This is a genomic window from Moraxella boevrei DSM 14165, from assembly GCF_000379845.1.
GTDB classification, from domain to species: Bacteria; Pseudomonadota; Gammaproteobacteria; order Pseudomonadales; family Moraxellaceae; genus Faucicola; species Faucicola boevrei.
In genome coordinates this window covers 21,098-39,991 of record NZ_KB903773.1, presented here as the reverse complement: position 1 = coordinate 39,991, position 18,894 = coordinate 21,098, and the positions used below count along the sequence as shown (strand labels likewise).

The following is an 18,894-nucleotide window of genomic DNA, read 5'->3' as shown; positions in this document are numbered from 1 at the left end:
GCTAAAACAAATTATACCTGTTTTGCGGTAAACATAAAGCCTTTGTTAACAAATAGGCACATTTTTGTTAAAATTTGACTAAAAAGATATCTTTTTACTATTTTAACAAATTTCGGCGATTTTTTGCTAAAATTCACAAAAAAACTTTTATCATTAAAATTTAAATTTACAACCTGTATCCATCACGTTTAAAAAAGAGAAACATCATGAGCTTATCCACCAATCACCATACTTACCAAGCCTTAATCAGCCTGATTGCTAATGACTCGGATGCGGTGTTTTTGGGTAAATTGTTTGATGCGATTTTGACCGACAAAGAGCAGGCAGAAATCGCCAAACGCTTACAGATTTTTGTGCTATTACAGCAAGGTCTGCCACAGCGAGAAATCGCCGAACGTCTGTGCGTGGGTATCGCTACCGTGTCTCGTGGGGCAAAGGCGTATCAAGTGAATGACGTGGCGAATTTGTTGCCAAATTTGCAAGAAGTTTTGGGCAATCCTTTGGTTGAAAAATAATCAATCAACCGATAAATCCTTGCAAAAATGGTTAAAATATTTTATGATGTATCATCATACTAGAACACTGATACATCGTGTTGAAATAAGTTATTTTTAATTCAAAAGAAAAATTTTATGACGACTAAAATCCCACCCATGTTTGATATTCCAAGCAAACCCAATTTGGTAAAAATCGCTCAAGATATTGATTTTTTTGCCCTTTTTAAGCGGATTGAACAAGAATATGATACCTGTTTTTTGTTTGAATCCTTGGGTGAAGAAAGTCACATGTCACGCCATCACCTCATCGGCTTTGACCCTGATGCCATGATTTTTGCCAAAGACCGCCACACCTTAAGTATTGAAAAAGATGGTGAAACCACCGATTATCGGTGCGAAAATCCTTATCATTTACTGCAAAAAATCACGCCACAACACGTCATTGCACGCAATCACACAGGTGGACTGGTTGGTTTTATGGGCTTTGACAGCGTGAATTTTTTTGAGCCGAGCTTAAAGGTGAAAGCAAGTGAGCATTTTGAGCCGTTTAAATTTGGGTTGTATTTGGATGGTTTGAGCCTTGATAAAATGACAGGCGAGATTTTTTATTTTTATTATAAAAATAACCGTATGGATAAAATTATTGCTTTATTAAACAGTGATTTACCGATTGATAATCAGCCAAAAGTAAGCTATCTGGGCGATGGTATGAGTAAAGAGCAACACGCCAAAACGGTGGCAAAAGTCAAAGAAGATATTAAGGCAGGTTTGATTTTTCAATGTGAAGTCGGTTTTCAGTCGCATTATAAAATTATCGGCGATAAAATGCCGATTTATGAAAAATTGCGTGAGGTCAATCCATCACCCCATATGTATTTTATGAAATTTGGCGAGCAAAAAATCATCGGTGCGTCACCAGAGCTGTTGTTTCGCCTGCGAAATGGTGAAATGGAAACTTATCCGCTTGCTGGTACGACCAAGCGTGGCAAGGATATGACCGAAGACCGACAGTTTGCCCGAAAGCTACTCAACGACCCCAAAGAAATTGCCGAGCATAATATGCTTGTCGATTTGCATCGGAACGACATTGGGCGAGTGGCTCAGTTTGGCACAGTGAAAGTGCGAAATCTGATGGATATTAAGCGGTTTTCTCACGTTCAGCACATTTCTAGCGAGATTGTAGGAATTTTGCACGCTGACCACGATATGTTCAGTGCTTTAGCGAGCAATTTTCCTGCGGGTACTTTGTCTGGAGCACCGAAGATTGAAGCGATTAAAATTATCAGCGAGCTTGAACCTGTGGGGCGTGGTGCGTATGGCGGTGCGGTGGGGCAGTTTGCGTTTAATGGCGATTGTATTTTTGCCATTCCGATTCGAAGTTTGTTTGTCAATGGCGATGTGGCGTACGCTCAGACTTGCGGTGGCAATGTGATTGACAGTAATGCCGATGATGAATATGAAGAAATCGTGCGAAAATTGTCAGCGATGAAAGTGGTGCTTGGGCATTTTATGTAAATGATAACAGATAAGAAAAATCAACATTATATTCCAAAGTTTTATTTAAGAAACTTTTCAGACAATAATAATGGAAAACAAATTGGTCTTTTCAATTTAAAAAGTGAAAATTTTTTTGTAAATGCACCATTAAAGAATGAAGCATCAAAAAATTTTTTACGGCAGAGATGGAAGGATAAATACGGGTTATGTTATGGGTTTGTAGGAGATAAAAACTCACAAAAATTTCAAAGGACTAATGATATCAATTTTAAGACAGGCACTGTGGTTTCCGATACTGTAAAAGTTTATGAAGAAAAAGAAAATTTGCTTATTTTTTTTCAGATAAAGACTGTAAAATTAAATTAAATCTATTTATAATGAAAATTAGCAGTTTTGGAAAAAATATAAACCTAGTGATTGTGTAGTACAAATTAGAAAAAGCCTACAAAAAACATTACTGATAAAACCTACTAAAGAGAGCAAAAATGAACGTTTTAATCATCGACAATTACGACAGCTTTACCTTTAATCTGTACCAATACATCGGTGAGATTTTATCATCATTAAACACACCATTTAGCTTAACCGTAAAACGCAATAATGAAATTACATTGGACAATGTCAAATCCATGAACCCCAACCGCATTATTATCTCGCCAGGACCGGGTTCGCCTGATGACATGAATTATTTTGGCATTTGTGGTGAAGTGATTACCGAGATTGGCAAAAGTACGCCGACACTTGGTGTGTGCCTTGGTATGCAGGGGATTGCTCACTTTTTTGGCGGTAAAGTGGTGCGAGCCGACACGCCCATGCACGGCAAAACATCGCCGATTATCCATAACGGCAAAGGTGTGTATCACGGCTTACCACAGGGCATTGAAATCATGCGGTATCATTCCTTGATGGTGGATTTTGACAGTTTACCAGCGTGTTTAGACATTACAAGTGTTGTAGGCGAAAATAATGACAATCATGGCAAAAATGATTTGCAAAACTTAGCCAAAAATGGGGCAGAAATCATGGGTATTCGCCATAACATTTATCCGATTGAAGGTGTGCAATACCACCCAGAATCCTTTGCCACCGAAGGGGCAAAAACCCAATTAACCAATTTTTTATTACAAAAAAGATAATCAATAACCCATAAAATCAAATGGAAATTTTTTATGCTAAATATTAATCAGCTGGTATTAGCCAGTAACAATCAAGGCAAACTTGCCGAATTTCAGCAACTATTTGATAATGTTAACTTAAAAATAGACATCATTCCACAAGGTCAGCTTAATATTGATGATGCGGTGGAAGACGGCTTGAGTTTTGTGGAAAATGCGTTAATTAAAGCTCGCCATGCCAGTCAAATCAGCGGATTACCTGCGATTGCTGATGATTCTGGTTTGTGCGTGCCGATTTTGGGTGGGCAACCAGGGATTTACTCGGCTCGTTTTGCCAAAGACGACCCCGTCTTTTCCGACAAATTTTCACAAAATAAAGACGATGCCAATAACCAAAAACTACTCAATGATTTACAAAAGTTTAGAAATAAACAGCCGATTATTGGGCAGTTTGTTTGCGTATTGGCATTGGTGCGTCATGCCAATGACCCTTTACCTATCATCGCACAAAGTATTTGGCAAGGTGAGATTTTACCAGAAATTTTGGGCGAAAATGGTTTTGGTTATGATCCATTATTTTGGTTGCCAAATTTGCAAAAATCATCCGCACAATTAACAAAAGTTGAGAAAAATCAAATCAGCCACCGTGGACAAGCCCTGCAAAAACTATTGGCTCACTTAAAAAATACAGATTGTTAATCGGTTCATGATAGAGCGGTTGTCACATTTTGCAACTTTGTTGGTTGATTTGCAATTAAATTTTTACTTTATGCCAATTTTACTTTATAATAGATGACTTTCGGTTTATTTTACCCAAAACCAACAGATTTTTTGCTTATCAATTATTGATAAATTTTTGATAATTCATTGCTTTTTCGGCTAAAAGTCGTAAGCTTAACCCATTTTTTACAGTTTTAAAAGGAAATGTAATCATGTCAGATTTACAAATCACTACCAACAAAACGTCAAATTTAGAAACCCAATTGACGGTAAAAGTGCCTGTTTCTAAAATCCAAAGCCGTGTGGAGTCTCGTATTCATCAAGTGGCAAAAACTGCCAAAATTGACGGTTTCCGTAAGGGTAAAGTGCCTGTTTCGCACATTCGTGCCCAGTACGGTGCAGGCATTCAGCAAGAAGTGATCAACGATGTTATTCGTGATACCGTGTTTGACGCCATTCGTGAAGAAAATATCCGTGCGGTGGGTATGCCAAATATTGACGATGTAAAGTTAGAAAATGACTTTTTGGTGTATCAAGCGACTGTAGAGACTTTCCCAGAAGTGGCAATCCAAGGCTTGGACGAAGTGGATGTTGAGCGTCAAGTGGCAAGCGTTGATGACAAAGACGTTGATGTGATGATTGAAAATTTGCAAAAACAACGCCAAACTTATGTTGAAAAAGACGGCGTAGTAGCGACTGGCGACCAAGTGAAGTTTGATTTTGAAGGTTCGATTGACGGTGAAAAATTTGACGGTGGTTCAGCCCAAGATTTTAGTCTAGTGATTGGTAGCGGGCGTATGATTCCGGGGTTCGAAGACGGTATTGTTGGCATGAAAGCAGGCGAAGAAAAAGTGATTGATGTTACTTTCCCTGAAGATTACCAAGCGGAAAACCTAAAAGGCAAACAAGCTCAATTTAAAATCAATGTAAAGTCGGTAGAAGAAGCAAAATTGCCTGAGCTAAACGAAGAATTTTTTGAAGTGTTTGGTGTAAAAGAAGGCGGTCTTGATAAGCTAAAAGCAGACGTTCGCAAAAATATGGAACGTGAAATCAAGAATGCAGGTCGTTCACAAATTAAAGAAGCGACTTTTAACGCATTGCTTGAAAAAAATGAGATTGAAATTCCTGCATCAATGCTTGAGCAAGAAATTGAGCGTCAACGTAACTTGATGCTAAACCGTTTTGCACAGCAATTTGGGGCAAATCCAAACAACTTTAGCAAAGATATGTTGCCAAATGAATTGTTTGAGGACCAAGCCTTGCGTTCAGCACGTTTGGGCGTGTTGGTGTCTAGCTTGATTGAAGCTAACAAGTTAGAAGTTGACCAAGAGCGTGTGACAAACTTTATCAAAGAAATGGCAGAAAATTATGAAGAGCCAGAAGAAGTGATTGAGTACTACAGCAACAATGCTCAAGAGCGTGCAAACATTGAAGCGGTCGTATTAGAAGACCAAGTGGTTGACTTTATTTTGGCAAAAGGTAAAGTGACCGATAAACAAGTGTCGTATCAAGATTTGTTAGCCAGTCAACAACAAGGCATGATGTAATCGTTCATTGACAAGATTTAATTGACGTTTGATGAACAAACGTGTGTATTTTGCAACTGCCCTTATCCGATGTAAGGGCTTTTGCGTATTGATTTTATTGAAATTTTAACAAAATAGGAACGGCTATGTTAGAACAATTTTTAGATTCACCTTTTGCAAACAGTCAAGTGCAAAACACGTTGACACGTGGTCTAGATGGTATGCTTGTACCGCAAAATGCGTTAGTGCCAATGGTGATTGAGCAATCAGCTCGTGGTGAGCGTTCATTTGATATTTATTCTCGTTTGTTACGTGAGCGGGTAATTTTTTTGACGGCTGAAGTGGAAGACCACATGGCGAATTTGATTGTCGCTCAGCTGTTGTTTTTGGAAGCGGATAATCCTGAAAAAGACATTCATTTGTATATCAATTCTCCAGGTGGCGTGGTAACCGCAGGTATGGCGATTTATGATACCATGAATTTTATCAAGCCTGATGTATCAACGATTTGTTTGGGTCAAGCGGCGTCTATGGGGGCATTTTTGCTATCTGCAGGGACAAAGGGCAAACGTTATGCCCTAAAAAATTCCCGCGTGATGATTCACCAACCATTAGGTGGTTTCCGTGGTCAAGCATCAGATATTGAAATCCACGCTCGTGAAATTTTGTATTTAAAAGAAAAATTAAATCGCCTGATTGCCGAACATACAGGACAAGATTACGAAAAAGTGGCAAAAGATACCGACCGTGATAATTTCCTAAGTGCCGATGCTGCTAAAGAATACGGCTTGGTTGACGAAGTCTTGGATAAACGCCCACAAACTGTATAATTTAATTAAAAAATAATATAAGAGATACGCATGAAAGAAGTTACCGAACCTTGTTGCTCGTTTTGTGGCAAAGCCAAACACGAAGTCAAAAAACTCGTTGCAGGCGAAAATGCCAATATTTGTAATGAATGTATTGAAGTGTGTGAAGGTTTTTTGGAAGACATTGATGACAGTACCGACAGCTACGGCGAAGCGTTAACGCCAAAAGAAAGCTGGGCAAGTCGTGAATTACCAACCCCAAAACAAATCCGTGAGCACCTTGATGAATACGTTATCGGTCAAGACCGTGCCAAAAAAACCCTAGCCGTTGCCGTGTATAATCACTACAAACGCCTAAAAGTCGCCGACCAACTGCAAGATGAACCAAGATTTGTCAAGACAGGGGCGGATGATGCGATGATTGAATTGTCGAAAAGCAATATTTTGCTCATTGGACCGACAGGCTCAGGCAAAACCTTGCTTGCTCAAACATTGGCACGTTTGATTGATGTGCCGTTTGCGATTGCCGATGCCACCACCTTGACCGAAGCAGGTTATGTCGGTGAAGACGTGGAAAATATCGTGTTAAAACTGCTTCAATCTGCCGATTACGACATTGAGAAAGCCCAAAAGGGTATCATTTATATTGACGAAATTGACAAAATCAGCCGTAAAGGTGAAAACGTGTCGATTACTCGTGATGTGTCAGGCGAAGGCGTACAACAAGCCTTGTTAAAACTGATTGAAGGCACGATTGCTAATGTACCGCCACAAGGGGGACGCAAACACCCCAACCAAGAAATGATACAAGTCGATACCAGCAATATTTTGGTGATTTGTGGTGGGGCGTTTGCAGGGCTTGACAAAGTCATTCAACAACGTACCGAAAAAACGGGCATTGGTTTTAATGCCGATGTTAAACCCAAAGACAACAGCAAAAAAATTGGTGAATTGTTTAAACAAGTTGAGCCTGAAGATTTGATTAAATTTGGCTTAATCCCTGAATTAATCGGACGTTTGCCTGTGGTCGCCACGCTAGAAGAATTGGACGAAGAAGCCTTAATCCAAATTTTAACCGAACCCAAAAACGCCCTTGTTAAGCAATATGAATATTTGTTTAACATGGAAAATGCCAAACTTGAATTTAGCCAAGATGCGTTAACGGCGATTGCTCAGCAGGCACTCAAACGCAACACAGGGGCAAGGGGCTTGCGTTCTATCGTGGAAAATGCGTTACTTGACACCATGTACGAACTGCCGTCTATGACAGGGCAAAAAACCGTGAAAGTAGATGAAAGCGTGATTAACGACAACCAATCACCACAAATTCAATGAGTAATTAATCGTTGATGACAAAAGTTAAAAAGGTGGGTTCATTAATGTGCAATCCACCTTTTTTATGCATAAAATCAAGGTATGATTAAAAACTTTAAACCAATCAAGATTTATTCGGACGAAACGCCCCTGTTAATTGTTGGGCAACAAAATTTGCCGTTTCGCTGGATTGTTCGCTTGCCACCGCTTTGAGCATTTTGGTCGGAGCGTGGGTCAAGGTTTGGGTAAGTTTGTGGGTTAATTCGGTCATCAGTTCAGCAGGATTTTCCCCTGTTGCCAAACGTTGGAGCATTTGGGCGAGTAGGGTATCGGATTGTTGTTTGGTTTGTTGCCGATAATGTCCGATTTCTTGTCCGATATCTTTTGCCAATAATTTGCGTTCAATCATCACGACTTGTTGACTCACGAGCAATTCGGCCTCTACCGCCGCTTGGCGACGTTGCTCCAAATTGCCTGCGATGACGTGTTGCAAATCATCAATCGAATATAGATACACATCGTCCAAATCGCCCACACTCGGCTCAATATCTCTTGGCACTGCCAAATCAATCATGAGCATGGGCTGATGACGGCGGATTTTTAGAGCAGTTTTTACCATATTTTTGTCAATGAGCGTGTGCAAACTGCCACTACAGCTGGTGGTAATATCCGCTTGTGCCAATACATCCGCCAAACGGTCTAACCCTACAATTTCTACTGTACGCTCTGGTGTTCGTAGTTCATTGGCTAAGGCTTCGGCACGTTGTGGCGTACGGTTGCAGATAATGACTTTTTTTACCCCAAGCCCTGCCAAATGGGTCGCAACCAAACGGTTCATTTCGCCTGATGCCACCACGAGTAAGGTGTTATTTTGTGGTTTGTTAAAAATTTGAGTGACTAATTTTGCCGATGCAAAGCCGAGCGATACCGCATGTGAGCCGACTTTGGTTTCGCTTCGTACTTGTTTGGCAGTAGCGAATACTTGTTGAATAATAAAACTTAACTGACTGTTAATATTGCCTAAATTTTGTGCTTGGTGAACCGCTTGTTTAATTTGCCCCAAAATTTGCGGTTCACCCAAAATCATGGAGTCAAGCCCTGACGCCACTCGCACCCAATGGGTCAATGCCAAGTTATTTTCATAAATATATAGGTGATGACGGATTTCGTTCGCATTTAAGCCTTTAAAATCGGCTATCCAACTCAATAATTGTTCGCTAAGTTCACCAAGTGCTTGATTGGGTTTTGCCAAAATATACAGCTCAGTGCGGTTACAAGTGGAGAGAATAACCGCCCCTTCGGCGAGTGATTGGAGCGATTGCAATGCGGTCGGTGTATCGCTACCGAATGCCAAACGCTCTCGCATGGCAACAGGGGCAGTTTTGTGATTAAGACCAAGAACCAATAATTGCATAACAAAAGCCGACAAATATTTGCCAAAATAATGTCAAAAGTTGGCAAAATAGACAAAAAATGAGACCAAGAAAAAAACCGCCATTATAACATAGTTCGCTATGCGGTGCTAAACTTTCAATTTTTTGGCAAAGTTTTGGCAGTTTTTTAAAAATTTTGTTGAGAAAACTTTGATAAAAAAATGACATTTTGTCAAAATCAGAAAAAATTAACAGTTTTTCTATATTTTTTGTAACAAAGTTTGATTATAATGGTGGGTGAATAGGGGTTTTTATTCTTCGATTTTACTTGATAGTGGTTGATATCATTACGATGGCTGATTTTTCATTACTCGCTAAACGCCAATTTCCCAAAAGATTTGGGCGGTTATCGTTTGTCGTGACGTTATCGTTGTCAATGTGGTACAATCAAAGTATTGCCGAAAATATCATTTACCAAAAAATAATTGACCATCAGCCGATTTTAACCATTTATCAACAGTTGCAAACAACGCATCTTGCCAAAAATACGCCATCTAGTCCGATGATTGGGGCATTGCTACATCAATCCAAGCTAAATCAGTCTAAGTCAAATGAGTTTAAACCAACCCAAGCGGTGAACCAACCGAGTTTGTTAGCGGTGATATTGGCAGAATTTTCCGCTAATCGCCAAGATATACCGACAGCGTTACAACTGTATAAACGTGAGTCGCAAAAAGAGTTTTCCGCTTCTGTTTTTGAGCGGGCGTTGGGTTTGTCCTTAGAGCATGAGCCTGCGTTGGCGTCATTGCAGTTTGCCAACCGTTGGCAACAGGCGAACCCTGAACACGTCCCTGCGTTGTTTTATGTGACACATTTGGCGTTGAAAGCCCATGAGTACGAGCTAGCAGGTGAAAAGCTCAACCAAATTTTAGAATACGACCCCAATGCGGATTTAAGCCAAATTTTGGTGGGCATTTATCCGACTAACACTGCTGACCAAGTGGAATTGCTCAATATTTTACAAAATTTGAACACCAAAAATAACCCATCTTTATTGGTGATGAAAGCAGGTTTGTTACTACAATTTAACCAAAGTCAACAAGCGTTAAGTGAAATTAATAAAGCCCTTGTCAAACAACCTAAAAATCCTGCATTTTTGACCTTAAAAGCCGATATTTTGCAAGCCATGCCATCTGCAGACGGTACATCGCACGCTGACAAAGTCAATGATTTTATTGTCAAAGCTCGTAAAATCTTACCCGACAATAAAAGTTTGTTTTTATATCAAACCCGTTATTTGATTAAGCAAGGCAAAAATGTTGCGGTTTGGCAGTTGTTAAATGATAAAAAAAATGCGGTATTTTTGGCAGACGATGAAATTAAGCTATTGGCAGGATTAGTCGGTGTGGATAGTGAACGGTATCAAGAAGCTGATAATCTGCTATTAACCTTGACTCAAAATCCCAATTATAAAGACCAAGCCTATTATTATCTGGGCATTAGTGCTGAGCGTCAGTTAAATTTTGAGTCAGCGATTGCGTTTTATGGCAAAGTGATGCAACCTGATTTGGTACTAACCGCTCGCAAACGCCAAGTGGATTTGCTCATGAGTGAGCAACGTTACGCCGATGCCAGTGCCAGTATGCAACGCTTGCGTGAGCAGTTTGACGAGTTTGTACCCCAAAGTTATATCATGCAAGCCAGCGTGTTAAAGCAGGCAAATCAGCTACCAAAAGCCATTGCCTTGCTCAATGAAGCTGAACGCCAACTGCCTGATAATACAGATATTTTGTTTGCCAAAGCCCTGTTAATGCCTGATAGCAACGCCGATGAACAAGCCAAACGCTTGAATGTGTTACAAACACTTCGCCGACTTGCCCCCAATAACATTGAATATCGCTTAGAATATGCCCAAACCTTGGTAAATTTAAAGCAAAACTCAACTGAAGTTGAAAATCTCATCGCCCCCTTGATTAACGATACCCAAGTGGGATTAAAAGCTCGGCAAATTTTGGCACAACAAGCCTTGCACCAAGCGGATAACACTCGGATTGTCATGTTATTATCGGATAATTTTGATATTATTCCTGACGTGATTAGCGGTTTGCTATTGCAACAAGCTTATGCTAATTTGGGCAATGTCAATGAAGCCAAACGCATTGAGAATGTATTAAAAACCGAACTGCATTATCCACCGACACCCAATAATTATTAATTTTTTTTAAATATTTAAAGAGTTATGGAATGAAAAATTATCAAATTATCCTTGCTTGTTGCGGTTTAACCTTATTAACCGCTTGTCAAAGTCAACAAGTTGCCAACAAAACAACCACAGCGACAGCCACGCCGATTATCAACCAATCTGTAGAAACCCAAACGCCAACGCGAATACAAATGCCAAAAAATTTTAACATTAATGGCAAAATCGGCTTAACGACGCCAAAACAAGCGGGCAGTGCCTTTTATGTCTGGACACAGCAAGGGCAAAATTTTGGCATTGAGTTGTCAGGGGCATTCAATGCAGGGCAAACTAATATCAGCTTTAACGGACAAACCGCCAGGTTGAGCAATGAAAAAGGTGAAATGCTCGCGGATAATCCAGAAGAATTATTGCAAAAAGCCACAGGTTGGCAAGCACCGATTTCGCAATTGCCATATTGGATAATGGGCGAACCTGCACCGAGCGATAGTGAATATCAACAAGATGATGCCAATCGTCTAAGCTTTGCCAAAAATGGTGAATGGACGGCAAGTTTTGCCTATAAAAATGCAGAAAAGTTACCAAATCGTTTAACCATTAACCACCCTGACGGTTATAAAGTGGTGTTAACGATTAATCGGTTGGATTAGTTTTATTAATATTTTTTTAAGAAAATTAAGCCCTTGGGTGGTGTTTACGATGGAGCTGTTGTAAGCGAGCGGTCGCCACATGGGTGTAAATTTGGGTGGTGGATAAATCACTATGCCCAAGTAGCATCTGTACACTGCGTAAATCCGCCCCATGATTAATCAAATGGGTTGCAAAGGCATGACGCAAGGTGTGCGGTGAGATTTCTTTATCAATACCTGCTTGTTTGGCATAACGTTTAATTGCATACCAAAAGTTTTGGCGGGTCATATAACCGCCTTGTTGGGTCAAAAATACCGCTTGGCAACGGCTTTCTTGACCGTTTTTGAGTTGGGTCAGTTGGGGGCGAGCGGTCGTCAAATAAGCGGTTAACACGTCAATCGCCACTTCACCGAGTGGTACGAGCCGAATTTTGTCGCCTTTGCCACGGATTTGTAGCCAACCTGCATTTAAATTCACCTCATGTAATGCCAAATGTATCAACTCCGACACTCGCAAACCGCAGGCGTACAGGACTTCTAACATGGCTAAGTCTCGCATTCCCAATGGCGTGCGGTCGTCAGGGCTGGCGAGTAGGGCGGTGACGTCATCTTCGGATAAATCTTTGGGCAAATCTCGCTGAATTTTTGGGGCTTGGATACCGTCGCAAGGGTTATCGGTGCGTTGGTTACAGTTAATTTGCCACAAAAAAAACTGTTTTAAAGCGGACAACGCACGAGCTTGACTGCGAGCGTTTTTGCCGGATTGTTGGAATTGGCTTAAACAGGATAAAATATCCTCGGCGTGCCATTGGCTTAGGGCTTTTGTGTTGGTGCATTCACAGGCGAGCAAATCTCGCAGATAGGCGTTGCGAGTGTTGGTGGATAGCCCACGTGCGAGTAGATGCTGACGAAATTGGACGAGATACCACGGTTCATCGTCAATTTGAATGGCTTTGGCGATGCGTGGGTGGTTGGCTTTGGTTAGGGACATAAACCACCAATATAATCGCTTAACTCATCAACCGAATTCACCACCATATCCGCCCCCCAAGCATAAAACTCGGTATCTTCAGGCGGAATGTAGCCATACCCTGCAACGATTGTACGCATATTGGCACGTTTGCCTGCTTCAATATCTCGTGGGTGGTCGCCGATATACACGCAATTTTCGGTGGTTAAATTTAAACCAAATGTTTCATTTAAACGCTCAACCGCCAAAAACATCGGCTCAGGGTCAGGCTTGGTGTTTTTCACATCATCAGGGCAAACTAGCACCGAACAGCGTTTATCAAGATGTAACTTTTGCAATAATTTTTCGGCTAAATAACGTGGCTTATTGGTAACAATGCCCCACAAAACGCCGTGATTTTCTAAATGTAACAATAATTTATCAAGCCCATGAAACAGACAGCTATCCACGCAAATATTGGCTTCATAGGTATCTAAAAATTCTTGCCGATACGCCAAAAGTTGTGGGTCATCATCGCTGACATTCGCTAACTCATCGCCAAACATGAGTTTTACCATGGCTCTTGCCCCTGCTGACACTTGTTCACGAATGGCGTCATCGCTTGGGACAATATGATTATATTTTTCACATAATACCTTGATAATACGGATAAAATCAGGAGCGGTGTCGATGAGTGTGCCGTCTAAATCAAATAAAATGCTTTGAATGCCTTGCATAATTTTTCTCCTTATTTCGGTCTATACACCGCCATCATATAATTGACATCCACATTTTGAGCCAGCCAATAGCGTTTTGTCAAAGGATTATAATGCAAACCAATCAAATCTTGACGTTTAAAGCCACTGCGTTCGGCAAAACGGTCAAGTTCGGCAGGCGTGATAAATTTGTTAAAATCGTGCGTACCCTTGTCCAACAAGCGTAAAATGTACTCTGCCCCAATAATGGCGAACAAATACGATTTGGCATTGCGGTTAATCGTGGACATGACCAACACACCATTTGGCTTTAACAGCTCAAAACACGCATCAATAATCGACTGTGGATTTGGGACGTGTTCCAACATTTCCATACACGTTACCACATCAAATTGCCCTGCGTGGGTTTTTGCCAAGTCTTCCACGCAAATACATTGAAAATCAATGGCTTGAGCAGTTTTTTCAGCGTGAATTTTGGCGACTTCGACATTTTCACGCCCCAAATCAATGCCTGTTACCACTGCCCCACGCTCCGCCATCGAATGCGACAAAATCCCACCACCACAGCCAACATCCAACACTTTTTTACCTGTTAAATCCGAATTTTGATGGCATTTTGTTTGCTCTTGTATCCAGTTTAACCGCAACGGATTGATATCGTGCAGGGTGGCAAATGCCCCATTTTTGTCCCACCATTCATTGGCAAGGGCGGTAAATTTTCCAATTTCTTGATAGTCGGCATTGGTTGATGAATTTGACATGATTTTTCCTAAAGCTAAAGAGCGTATTGTTGATTAATTTTTGCTAAATAACGGTTTATTTTAACAAAATTTTATCAAAAAAACCTTAACAAAAAGTAAGCAATCTTATTATGCTTAAGTTTTTAATATTATTAATCAAAGGCGATTTTTATTTTAGCAAAAATTATCAAAACCTTGCCAAACTTTTACTTTTATGTAGTTTTTTTTAGTACTTGTCAAAATTTACTACACGTAAAAATAAAAAAATGATAAGATAACATTATCGTATTTTACATTAATTTTTTACATTTTTTATCCAAAGGATATTGTTATGAAAAAACTTGCTATGACTGCCTTGGTGGTTGGTATTGCATTTAGTGGTTTATCTGCTCAAGCGGCAGATTTTGTATCGGGCAAAGATTATCAAGTGCTCGCCAATCCTGAAAAAATTGAAGGCAACAAAATTATTGTGCGTGAGTTTTTTTGGTATGGCTGTCCGCACTGTTACAACCTTGAGCCACATATACAAAAATGGGCAAAAACCAAGCCTGCGGACGTCGCATTTATGCAAACGCCGGCGGCGATGAATCCTGTTTGGGAACAAAATGCCCGTGGTTTTTATACCGCTCAATTAATGGGTATTCAGCACAAAACGCACCAAGCGATGTTTGATGCCTTGCAAAAAGACCGCCAAAAGTTGTACGACCAAGCGTCAATCGGTAAATGGTACGCATCGCAAGGGGCGGATTTGAACAAATTTAATAGCTTATACAACTCATTTGCGGTGAATACCAAAATCGCTCGTTCGCAAGAGGCGGCAAAACGCTACCAATTATCAGGCGTGCCTGCGGTAGTGGTTGATGGGAAATATGTGGTATCGGGTGAAGATGACAAAGTTACCCAAGTGGTTGATTTTCTTGTGAAAAAAGCCCGTAGTGAGCGTGGTGGGAAATAATTTGGACTAAACGGTTAAGCGAATTAGTCAAAGAAATTTGGGTGATTTGGGTTACCCAAATTTCTTTGTAAAATGTGGCTTAAATAAAAAAGACGATACCAATCACTATCGTCTTTTTTATTTCTTAGTACCCATTTATTGTAAACAAATACCGATAATGGTTTTATATTTGTCCCAAGTAACAGGAATGATATAAGAACGACGCTCTTTTGGTAAGTAAGTTGATGTTGGCACGCCGTCCATGATAATCGGTGGTGAGATGATAAATTCTGAACCAAATTCTTTACGAGCGTTACCCGATACGGTATTGGCGATTTCACCAACAAGGTCTTTTAACAAGTGGATTGAACTATCAGGCTCACCCATCGTGTGTAAAATATTGCGTAACATTGGCGTTTCCGAACTTACATACACCGAACCTTGTAATGGACCTGTAATGCTAATGATGCCACTAAAATCATAGGCCAACGGTTTTTCATTGTCATGAATATAAGGCGTATCCACCAACACCGCATCGCTGTTGATTTGCTTAAAAAAATTGGTTACCGAGTCAATAAATACGTGTAATTTTTCAGCTTTCATAAGCTATCTCAAGTTTTTTTATTAAGGATTTTGTAGGTAAATGACGATGGCGGCCGTCAAGTTTTTCCACTCTAGTGGAATGACAAACGAATGACGGTCTTTTGGCAAGTTAATACTGTCAGGTTGCCCACGGAACACAAACGGTACAGAAATGTTAAATTCTGGTCCAAACTCTGAACGAGCATTTCCTGAAATGGTATTTGCCACTTCACCGACCAAGTCCACCAAGTTATCTTCGCTGTTGTCACTTTCTTGCATGACGACCAGCATTTTTTCTAGTAAAGGTTTTGGTGCGGTAAAATACACCAATCCTTTGTTATTGCCTGTAATACCAATCACCCCGGTATAATCACTGACAATCGGCGTGTGGTTTTCATTTAGGTATGGCGTTGCAATCACGATATTTTCATCATTTAACTGACGAAAATAATTGGCAACGCTATCAATAAATACTTGGAAATTTTTTTCTACATTCATTACAATTACTCGCTTGTTGTTAACCTATTTTTTAAATTATTAAAAATTAACTGACCAGTTCAGCTAAGGCTTCGGCTAACTCTTCTTCAGAAAACGGTTTACACAAAAACCCGCTTGCACCTAGCTCCAATGCTTGAATACCTGTTGCTTTGTCCGACAAGGCAGACACGACCAAAATGCGGACGTCAGGGTTTTTAGCAACTAATCTTTCAATACACTCTAAACCATCCATTTGTGGCATGGTCAAATCCATAGTAACCACGTCTGGTTGGTGTGTGTCAAATTTTTCAATCGCTTCAGCCCCATTGCTCGCCGTAGCGACAAGTGTGAATTGGTCAGAATTATAGATACGTTGAATACGATTTCGGATAATGTTTGAATCATCAACAATCATTAAACGGTACATAAATTTTTTCCTTAACAAAAGTTATTCAGCATTTGGATTTTTTGGAATTTTAATGGTAAAGCGAGTATACTGGTTTTCTTTGGTATCAACGCCCAAAGTACCTTGTAACTGCTGTACATTGTCTTTGATGATATCCAAACCAACGCCACGACCTGCATCTTCATCAGCGGTATCTTGGGTACTAAAGCCTGATTTAAATAGTAGGCTTGTGAGTTTTTGTCGGCTCCAAGTGGCAACATCTTCAGCGTTAAAGCCCATGTTAACCGCTTTTTGGCGTACCGCATCATAGTTAATCCCTGCACCGTCATCTTCAAGGGTGAGTTTATATGAGCCTGCCAAATCCAACAGACTTAAGTGAATATTACCCATGGCTGATTTGCCCATTTGTACCCGTTTTTCTGGGGTTTCAATGCCGTGTACGACCGAGTTACGTACTAATTGAATAATAATTTCTTTGAGCGTATGTTCCATTTGGTGTGGCAACTGGGTTTCGTTCAAGCCGGATGCTTTTAACTGTACTTGTTTTTGTTGGCGAATGGCAATATTATCAGCAAATTGTTGATAAAACTCATTCAAACCTGACACAGGTGCGGGTACTGGGGTTGCCTTTACAACTACTGGTGAGTCTTGAACACCGTTAATCGATTGGGTACCAAGATTTAAGCTACTGGCATTTTGGTTAATACGGCGACCCAACGCTTCAATAGTATTTGACAAGTTTAACAATTCATCAAGGTGAATGGTTAATGGTAAGAAATCATTACCTGACAAACGACCTTGGTTTTGCAAACCTTTTAGTTTTTCCTCAAAATTTTGGGCGATACTGGTAAAACTGTGTAGTTTTAACGCTGATGCCTCACCTTTTAAGCTGTGCATAATACGGTACATACGGGTTAATTTATCTTCAAGTTCTGCTTGACTACTACCAGATACTTTTAAGATATCATTAATTTTTACGATATTGGCTTTGGTATTACTAATAAAGTCATTAATCAACGCAGGACTTACGTTTAAAATCGTGGTTAACATCTCAATTTGCAAGTCATTTTGAGCCCGTTCATGCTCTAGGCGTTGTTCCAGTCGTACTTGTTGGGTTACATCTTGTACGTTCACCAAGATTTTTTCAATCTCTTTGCCTGCATAAACACGTGAGAATTTAAAGTCCAAATAACGGTTTGACCCTGAGGCAGTTCGGCTGTCATCGCCATGTAGCATCACTTTTTTCAGTGGGTTTAAGTCATCTACAAGTTTTTCTTTTACTCGTGGGTTGTAAAGCTGTTTTACAAAGCCTTCGGTCGTATCAATGTCTTTGTCCGAGATTTTGTTTTTGAGCAATTTGGTTAAGTTTTCACCCGCAATATGCGTGTTCTTACCCATGATATTACTAAGTTCTGCGGAGTGTTGATGACCAATCGTCATGTCTTTGTTTAACAAGAATAGACCTGTGTTTACGTTTTGCATGATTTCAGCGGTTTCTTTTTGTGCCGCTAGTGCTTCAGCATCCGACTTACGCAAACGACGGATAAAAAAGGCAATGAAGAACACGAAATACAGGGACGCTAGCAAAACTGCAATCGCACGAATGGTGTTAATTTGTTTGGTTTGAGCTTCACTGGTATGAAAAGCTTCGGTTGTTAAGTCTTGTAATGCTGTGTTAATCGCAAGGGTTGATACTTTCGCTTGTTCACCTGCGATTTGTAGTGGGGTTGCTGAGTCTTTGGTAATGTCTTTGGCAACGGCTAAATAATTTTTAATTTTTGGTTCTAACTCGTTCCAGTTTTGACGTGTTGCACTTAATGACTCAACCAGTTTTGCATCTTTTACAATCGGTAGTTTGGTTGCTTCATGACCATCGCTATCAATGGCAGTTGACCCGCCCGTTTCTAGCGCCGTTAAAGTGGTATTAATCTGAGTGACTTTTTCATCCAAACGCTCTAAAACCGTTGCAATATGAGGTGAGTTAACGTCTTCACCATAACTTACCTGCATATCAAACAAGTCTTTAATTACCTGTTGTACATCGTTAGCAAGCTTATTGGTCGTTGCAATCAATGCCGTATTTTTCTGCAGTTGCATTGAACCATAAATCGTATAAACCAACATTACTGTTAGTAACATGACGAAAACGGCCAGTGAAATAATCAAATCACGGTAACGGCCTTTTACCACCGAATCACGTGGAGTATTTACCCCCATATCCGATGCTTTCTTTAAAACACCTAACGCCATAATGTGTTTCCTTGAACATTAAACCAAAAATTAAGAAGCAAAATGATGGTTTTATTTTTGCTAAATTCTTTAAAATAAACTTTATTATTTTAACATAAAATCAGTGTAAAGATACATCTTGTTAACAACAAAAAAGAATAAAGTGATAAATGGTTAAAAA

The 18,894-nt window shown here is 40.1% G+C and carries 19 protein-coding genes; 11 read left to right on the top strand and 8 right to left on the bottom strand.

Annotated elements, in window-relative coordinates; all coding sequences use genetic code 11:
- Positions 1-206: 206 nt before the first annotated feature.
- The 8 genes from A3G3_RS0102855 (at position 207) to clpX (ending at position 7,499) form a co-directional block, all read left to right on the top strand.
- Entirely contained in the window at positions 207-515 is a 309-nt protein-coding gene (locus A3G3_RS0102855) for a Trp family transcriptional regulator (RefSeq protein WP_019519039.1), read from the top strand.
- Positions 516-632: 117 nt separating this feature from the next.
- Positions 633-2,012: an anthranilate synthase component I family protein gene (locus tag A3G3_RS0102850; protein ID WP_019519038.1), complete on the top strand. Its 1,380-nt coding sequence runs from the start codon at positions 633-635 to the stop codon at positions 2,010-2,012.
- The gene (locus A3G3_RS0102845; RefSeq protein ID WP_019519037.1) at positions 2,013-2,360 is read left to right on the top strand and encodes a DUF4238 domain-containing protein; all 348 of its coding nucleotides are present in this window, start codon (positions 2,013-2,015) and stop codon (positions 2,358-2,360) included.
- Positions 2,361-2,479: 119 nt separating this feature from the next.
- Positions 2,480-3,130 carry an anthranilate synthase component II gene (locus A3G3_RS0102840; protein ID WP_019519036.1) on the top strand — a complete coding sequence of 217 codons (651 nt, stop codon included), beginning with the start codon at positions 2,480-2,482 and terminating at the stop codon, positions 3,128-3,130.
- Between the two features lie 33 nt (positions 3,131-3,163).
- Positions 3,164-3,808 carry an RdgB/HAM1 family non-canonical purine NTP pyrophosphatase gene (gene rdgB / locus A3G3_RS0102835; protein WP_019519035.1) on the top strand — a complete coding sequence of 215 codons (645 nt, stop codon included), beginning with the start codon at positions 3,164-3,166 and terminating at the stop codon, positions 3,806-3,808.
- Between the two features lie 230 nt (positions 3,809-4,038).
- Positions 4,039-5,376: a trigger factor gene (gene tig, locus A3G3_RS0102825; protein ID WP_156802081.1), complete on the top strand. Its 1,338-nt coding sequence runs from the start codon at positions 4,039-4,041 to the stop codon at positions 5,374-5,376.
- Positions 5,377-5,576: 200 nt separating this feature from the next.
- On the top strand, positions 5,577-6,185 hold the full coding sequence (gene clpP, locus A3G3_RS0102820) for an ATP-dependent Clp endopeptidase proteolytic subunit ClpP (RefSeq protein ID WP_026212810.1): 609 nt from the start codon (positions 5,577-5,579) through the stop codon (positions 6,183-6,185).
- A 30-nt stretch (positions 6,186-6,215) separates the two neighbouring features.
- The gene (gene clpX / locus A3G3_RS0102815) at positions 6,216-7,499 is read left to right on the top strand and encodes an ATP-dependent protease ATP-binding subunit ClpX (protein ID WP_019519031.1); all 1,284 of its coding nucleotides are present in this window, start codon (positions 6,216-6,218) and stop codon (positions 7,497-7,499) included.
- 103 nt (positions 7,500-7,602) lie between these two features.
- Here clpX and hemA read toward each other — a convergent pair whose 3' ends face one another.
- Complete coding sequence (gene hemA / locus A3G3_RS0102810; protein WP_019519030.1) at positions 7,603-8,892, bottom strand: glutamyl-tRNA reductase; 1,290 nt, start codon at positions 8,890-8,892, stop codon at positions 7,603-7,605.
- A 311-nt stretch (positions 8,893-9,203) separates the two neighbouring features.
- Between hemA and A3G3_RS0102800 the strand changes: the two genes are divergently transcribed.
- Entirely contained in the window at positions 9,204-11,066 is a 1,863-nt protein-coding gene (locus tag A3G3_RS0102800; protein ID WP_156802080.1) for a tetratricopeptide repeat protein, read from the top strand.
- 29 nt (positions 11,067-11,095) lie between these two features.
- Complete coding sequence (gene lolB, locus A3G3_RS0102795; protein WP_019519027.1) at positions 11,096-11,701, top strand: lipoprotein insertase outer membrane protein LolB; 606 nt, start codon at positions 11,096-11,098, stop codon at positions 11,699-11,701.
- A 25-nt stretch (positions 11,702-11,726) separates the two neighbouring features.
- Here lolB and xerD read toward each other — a convergent pair whose 3' ends face one another.
- From xerD to ubiG, 3 genes are read right to left on the bottom strand one after another with little or no spacing between them, the layout of a single operon-like run.
- Positions 11,727-12,671 carry a site-specific tyrosine recombinase XerD gene (gene xerD / locus A3G3_RS0102790; RefSeq protein ID WP_019519026.1) on the bottom strand — a complete coding sequence of 315 codons (945 nt, stop codon included), beginning with the start codon at positions 12,669-12,671 and terminating at the stop codon, positions 11,727-11,729.
- Positions 12,662-13,366, bottom strand: a complete 705-nt coding sequence (locus A3G3_RS0102785; RefSeq protein ID WP_019519025.1) for an HAD family hydrolase — start codon at positions 13,364-13,366, stop codon at positions 12,662-12,664. Before A3G3_RS0102785 ends, xerD begins: the two co-directional genes overlap by 10 nt.
- An 11-nt stretch (positions 13,367-13,377) precedes the next feature.
- Entirely contained in the window at positions 13,378-14,106 is a 729-nt protein-coding gene (ubiG, locus tag A3G3_RS0102780; RefSeq protein WP_019519024.1) for a bifunctional 2-polyprenyl-6-hydroxyphenol methylase/3-demethylubiquinol 3-O-methyltransferase UbiG, read from the bottom strand.
- A gap of 310 nt (positions 14,107-14,416) precedes the next feature.
- Between ubiG and A3G3_RS0102770 the strand changes: the two genes are divergently transcribed.
- Positions 14,417-15,040 (top strand): thiol:disulfide interchange protein DsbA/DsbL, encoded by a 624-nt coding sequence (locus A3G3_RS0102770; protein ID WP_019519022.1) that lies wholly within the window; start codon positions 14,417-14,419, stop codon positions 15,038-15,040.
- Between the two features lie 135 nt (positions 15,041-15,175).
- On the opposite strand, the gene A3G3_RS0102765 is transcribed toward A3G3_RS0102770, so the two are convergent.
- The 4 genes from A3G3_RS0102765 to A3G3_RS0102750 are packed head-to-tail and all read right to left on the bottom strand — an operon-like array spanning position 15,176 to position 18,734.
- Entirely contained in the window at positions 15,176-15,622 is a 447-nt protein-coding gene (locus A3G3_RS0102765) for a chemotaxis protein CheX (protein ID WP_019519021.1), read from the bottom strand.
- A gap of 21 nt (positions 15,623-15,643) precedes the next feature.
- On the bottom strand, positions 15,644-16,099 hold the full coding sequence (locus A3G3_RS0102760; RefSeq protein WP_019519020.1) for a chemotaxis protein CheX: 456 nt from the start codon (positions 16,097-16,099) through the stop codon (positions 15,644-15,646).
- Positions 16,100-16,145: 46 nt separating this feature from the next.
- Positions 16,146-16,505, bottom strand: a complete 360-nt coding sequence (locus tag A3G3_RS0102755) for a response regulator transcription factor (protein WP_019519019.1) — start codon at positions 16,503-16,505, stop codon at positions 16,146-16,148.
- Between the two features lie 21 nt (positions 16,506-16,526).
- Positions 16,527-18,734 carry an ATP-binding protein gene (locus tag A3G3_RS0102750; RefSeq protein ID WP_019519018.1) on the bottom strand — a complete coding sequence of 736 codons (2,208 nt, stop codon included), beginning with the start codon at positions 18,732-18,734 and terminating at the stop codon, positions 16,527-16,529.
- Positions 18,735-18,894 lie beyond the last annotated feature (160 nt).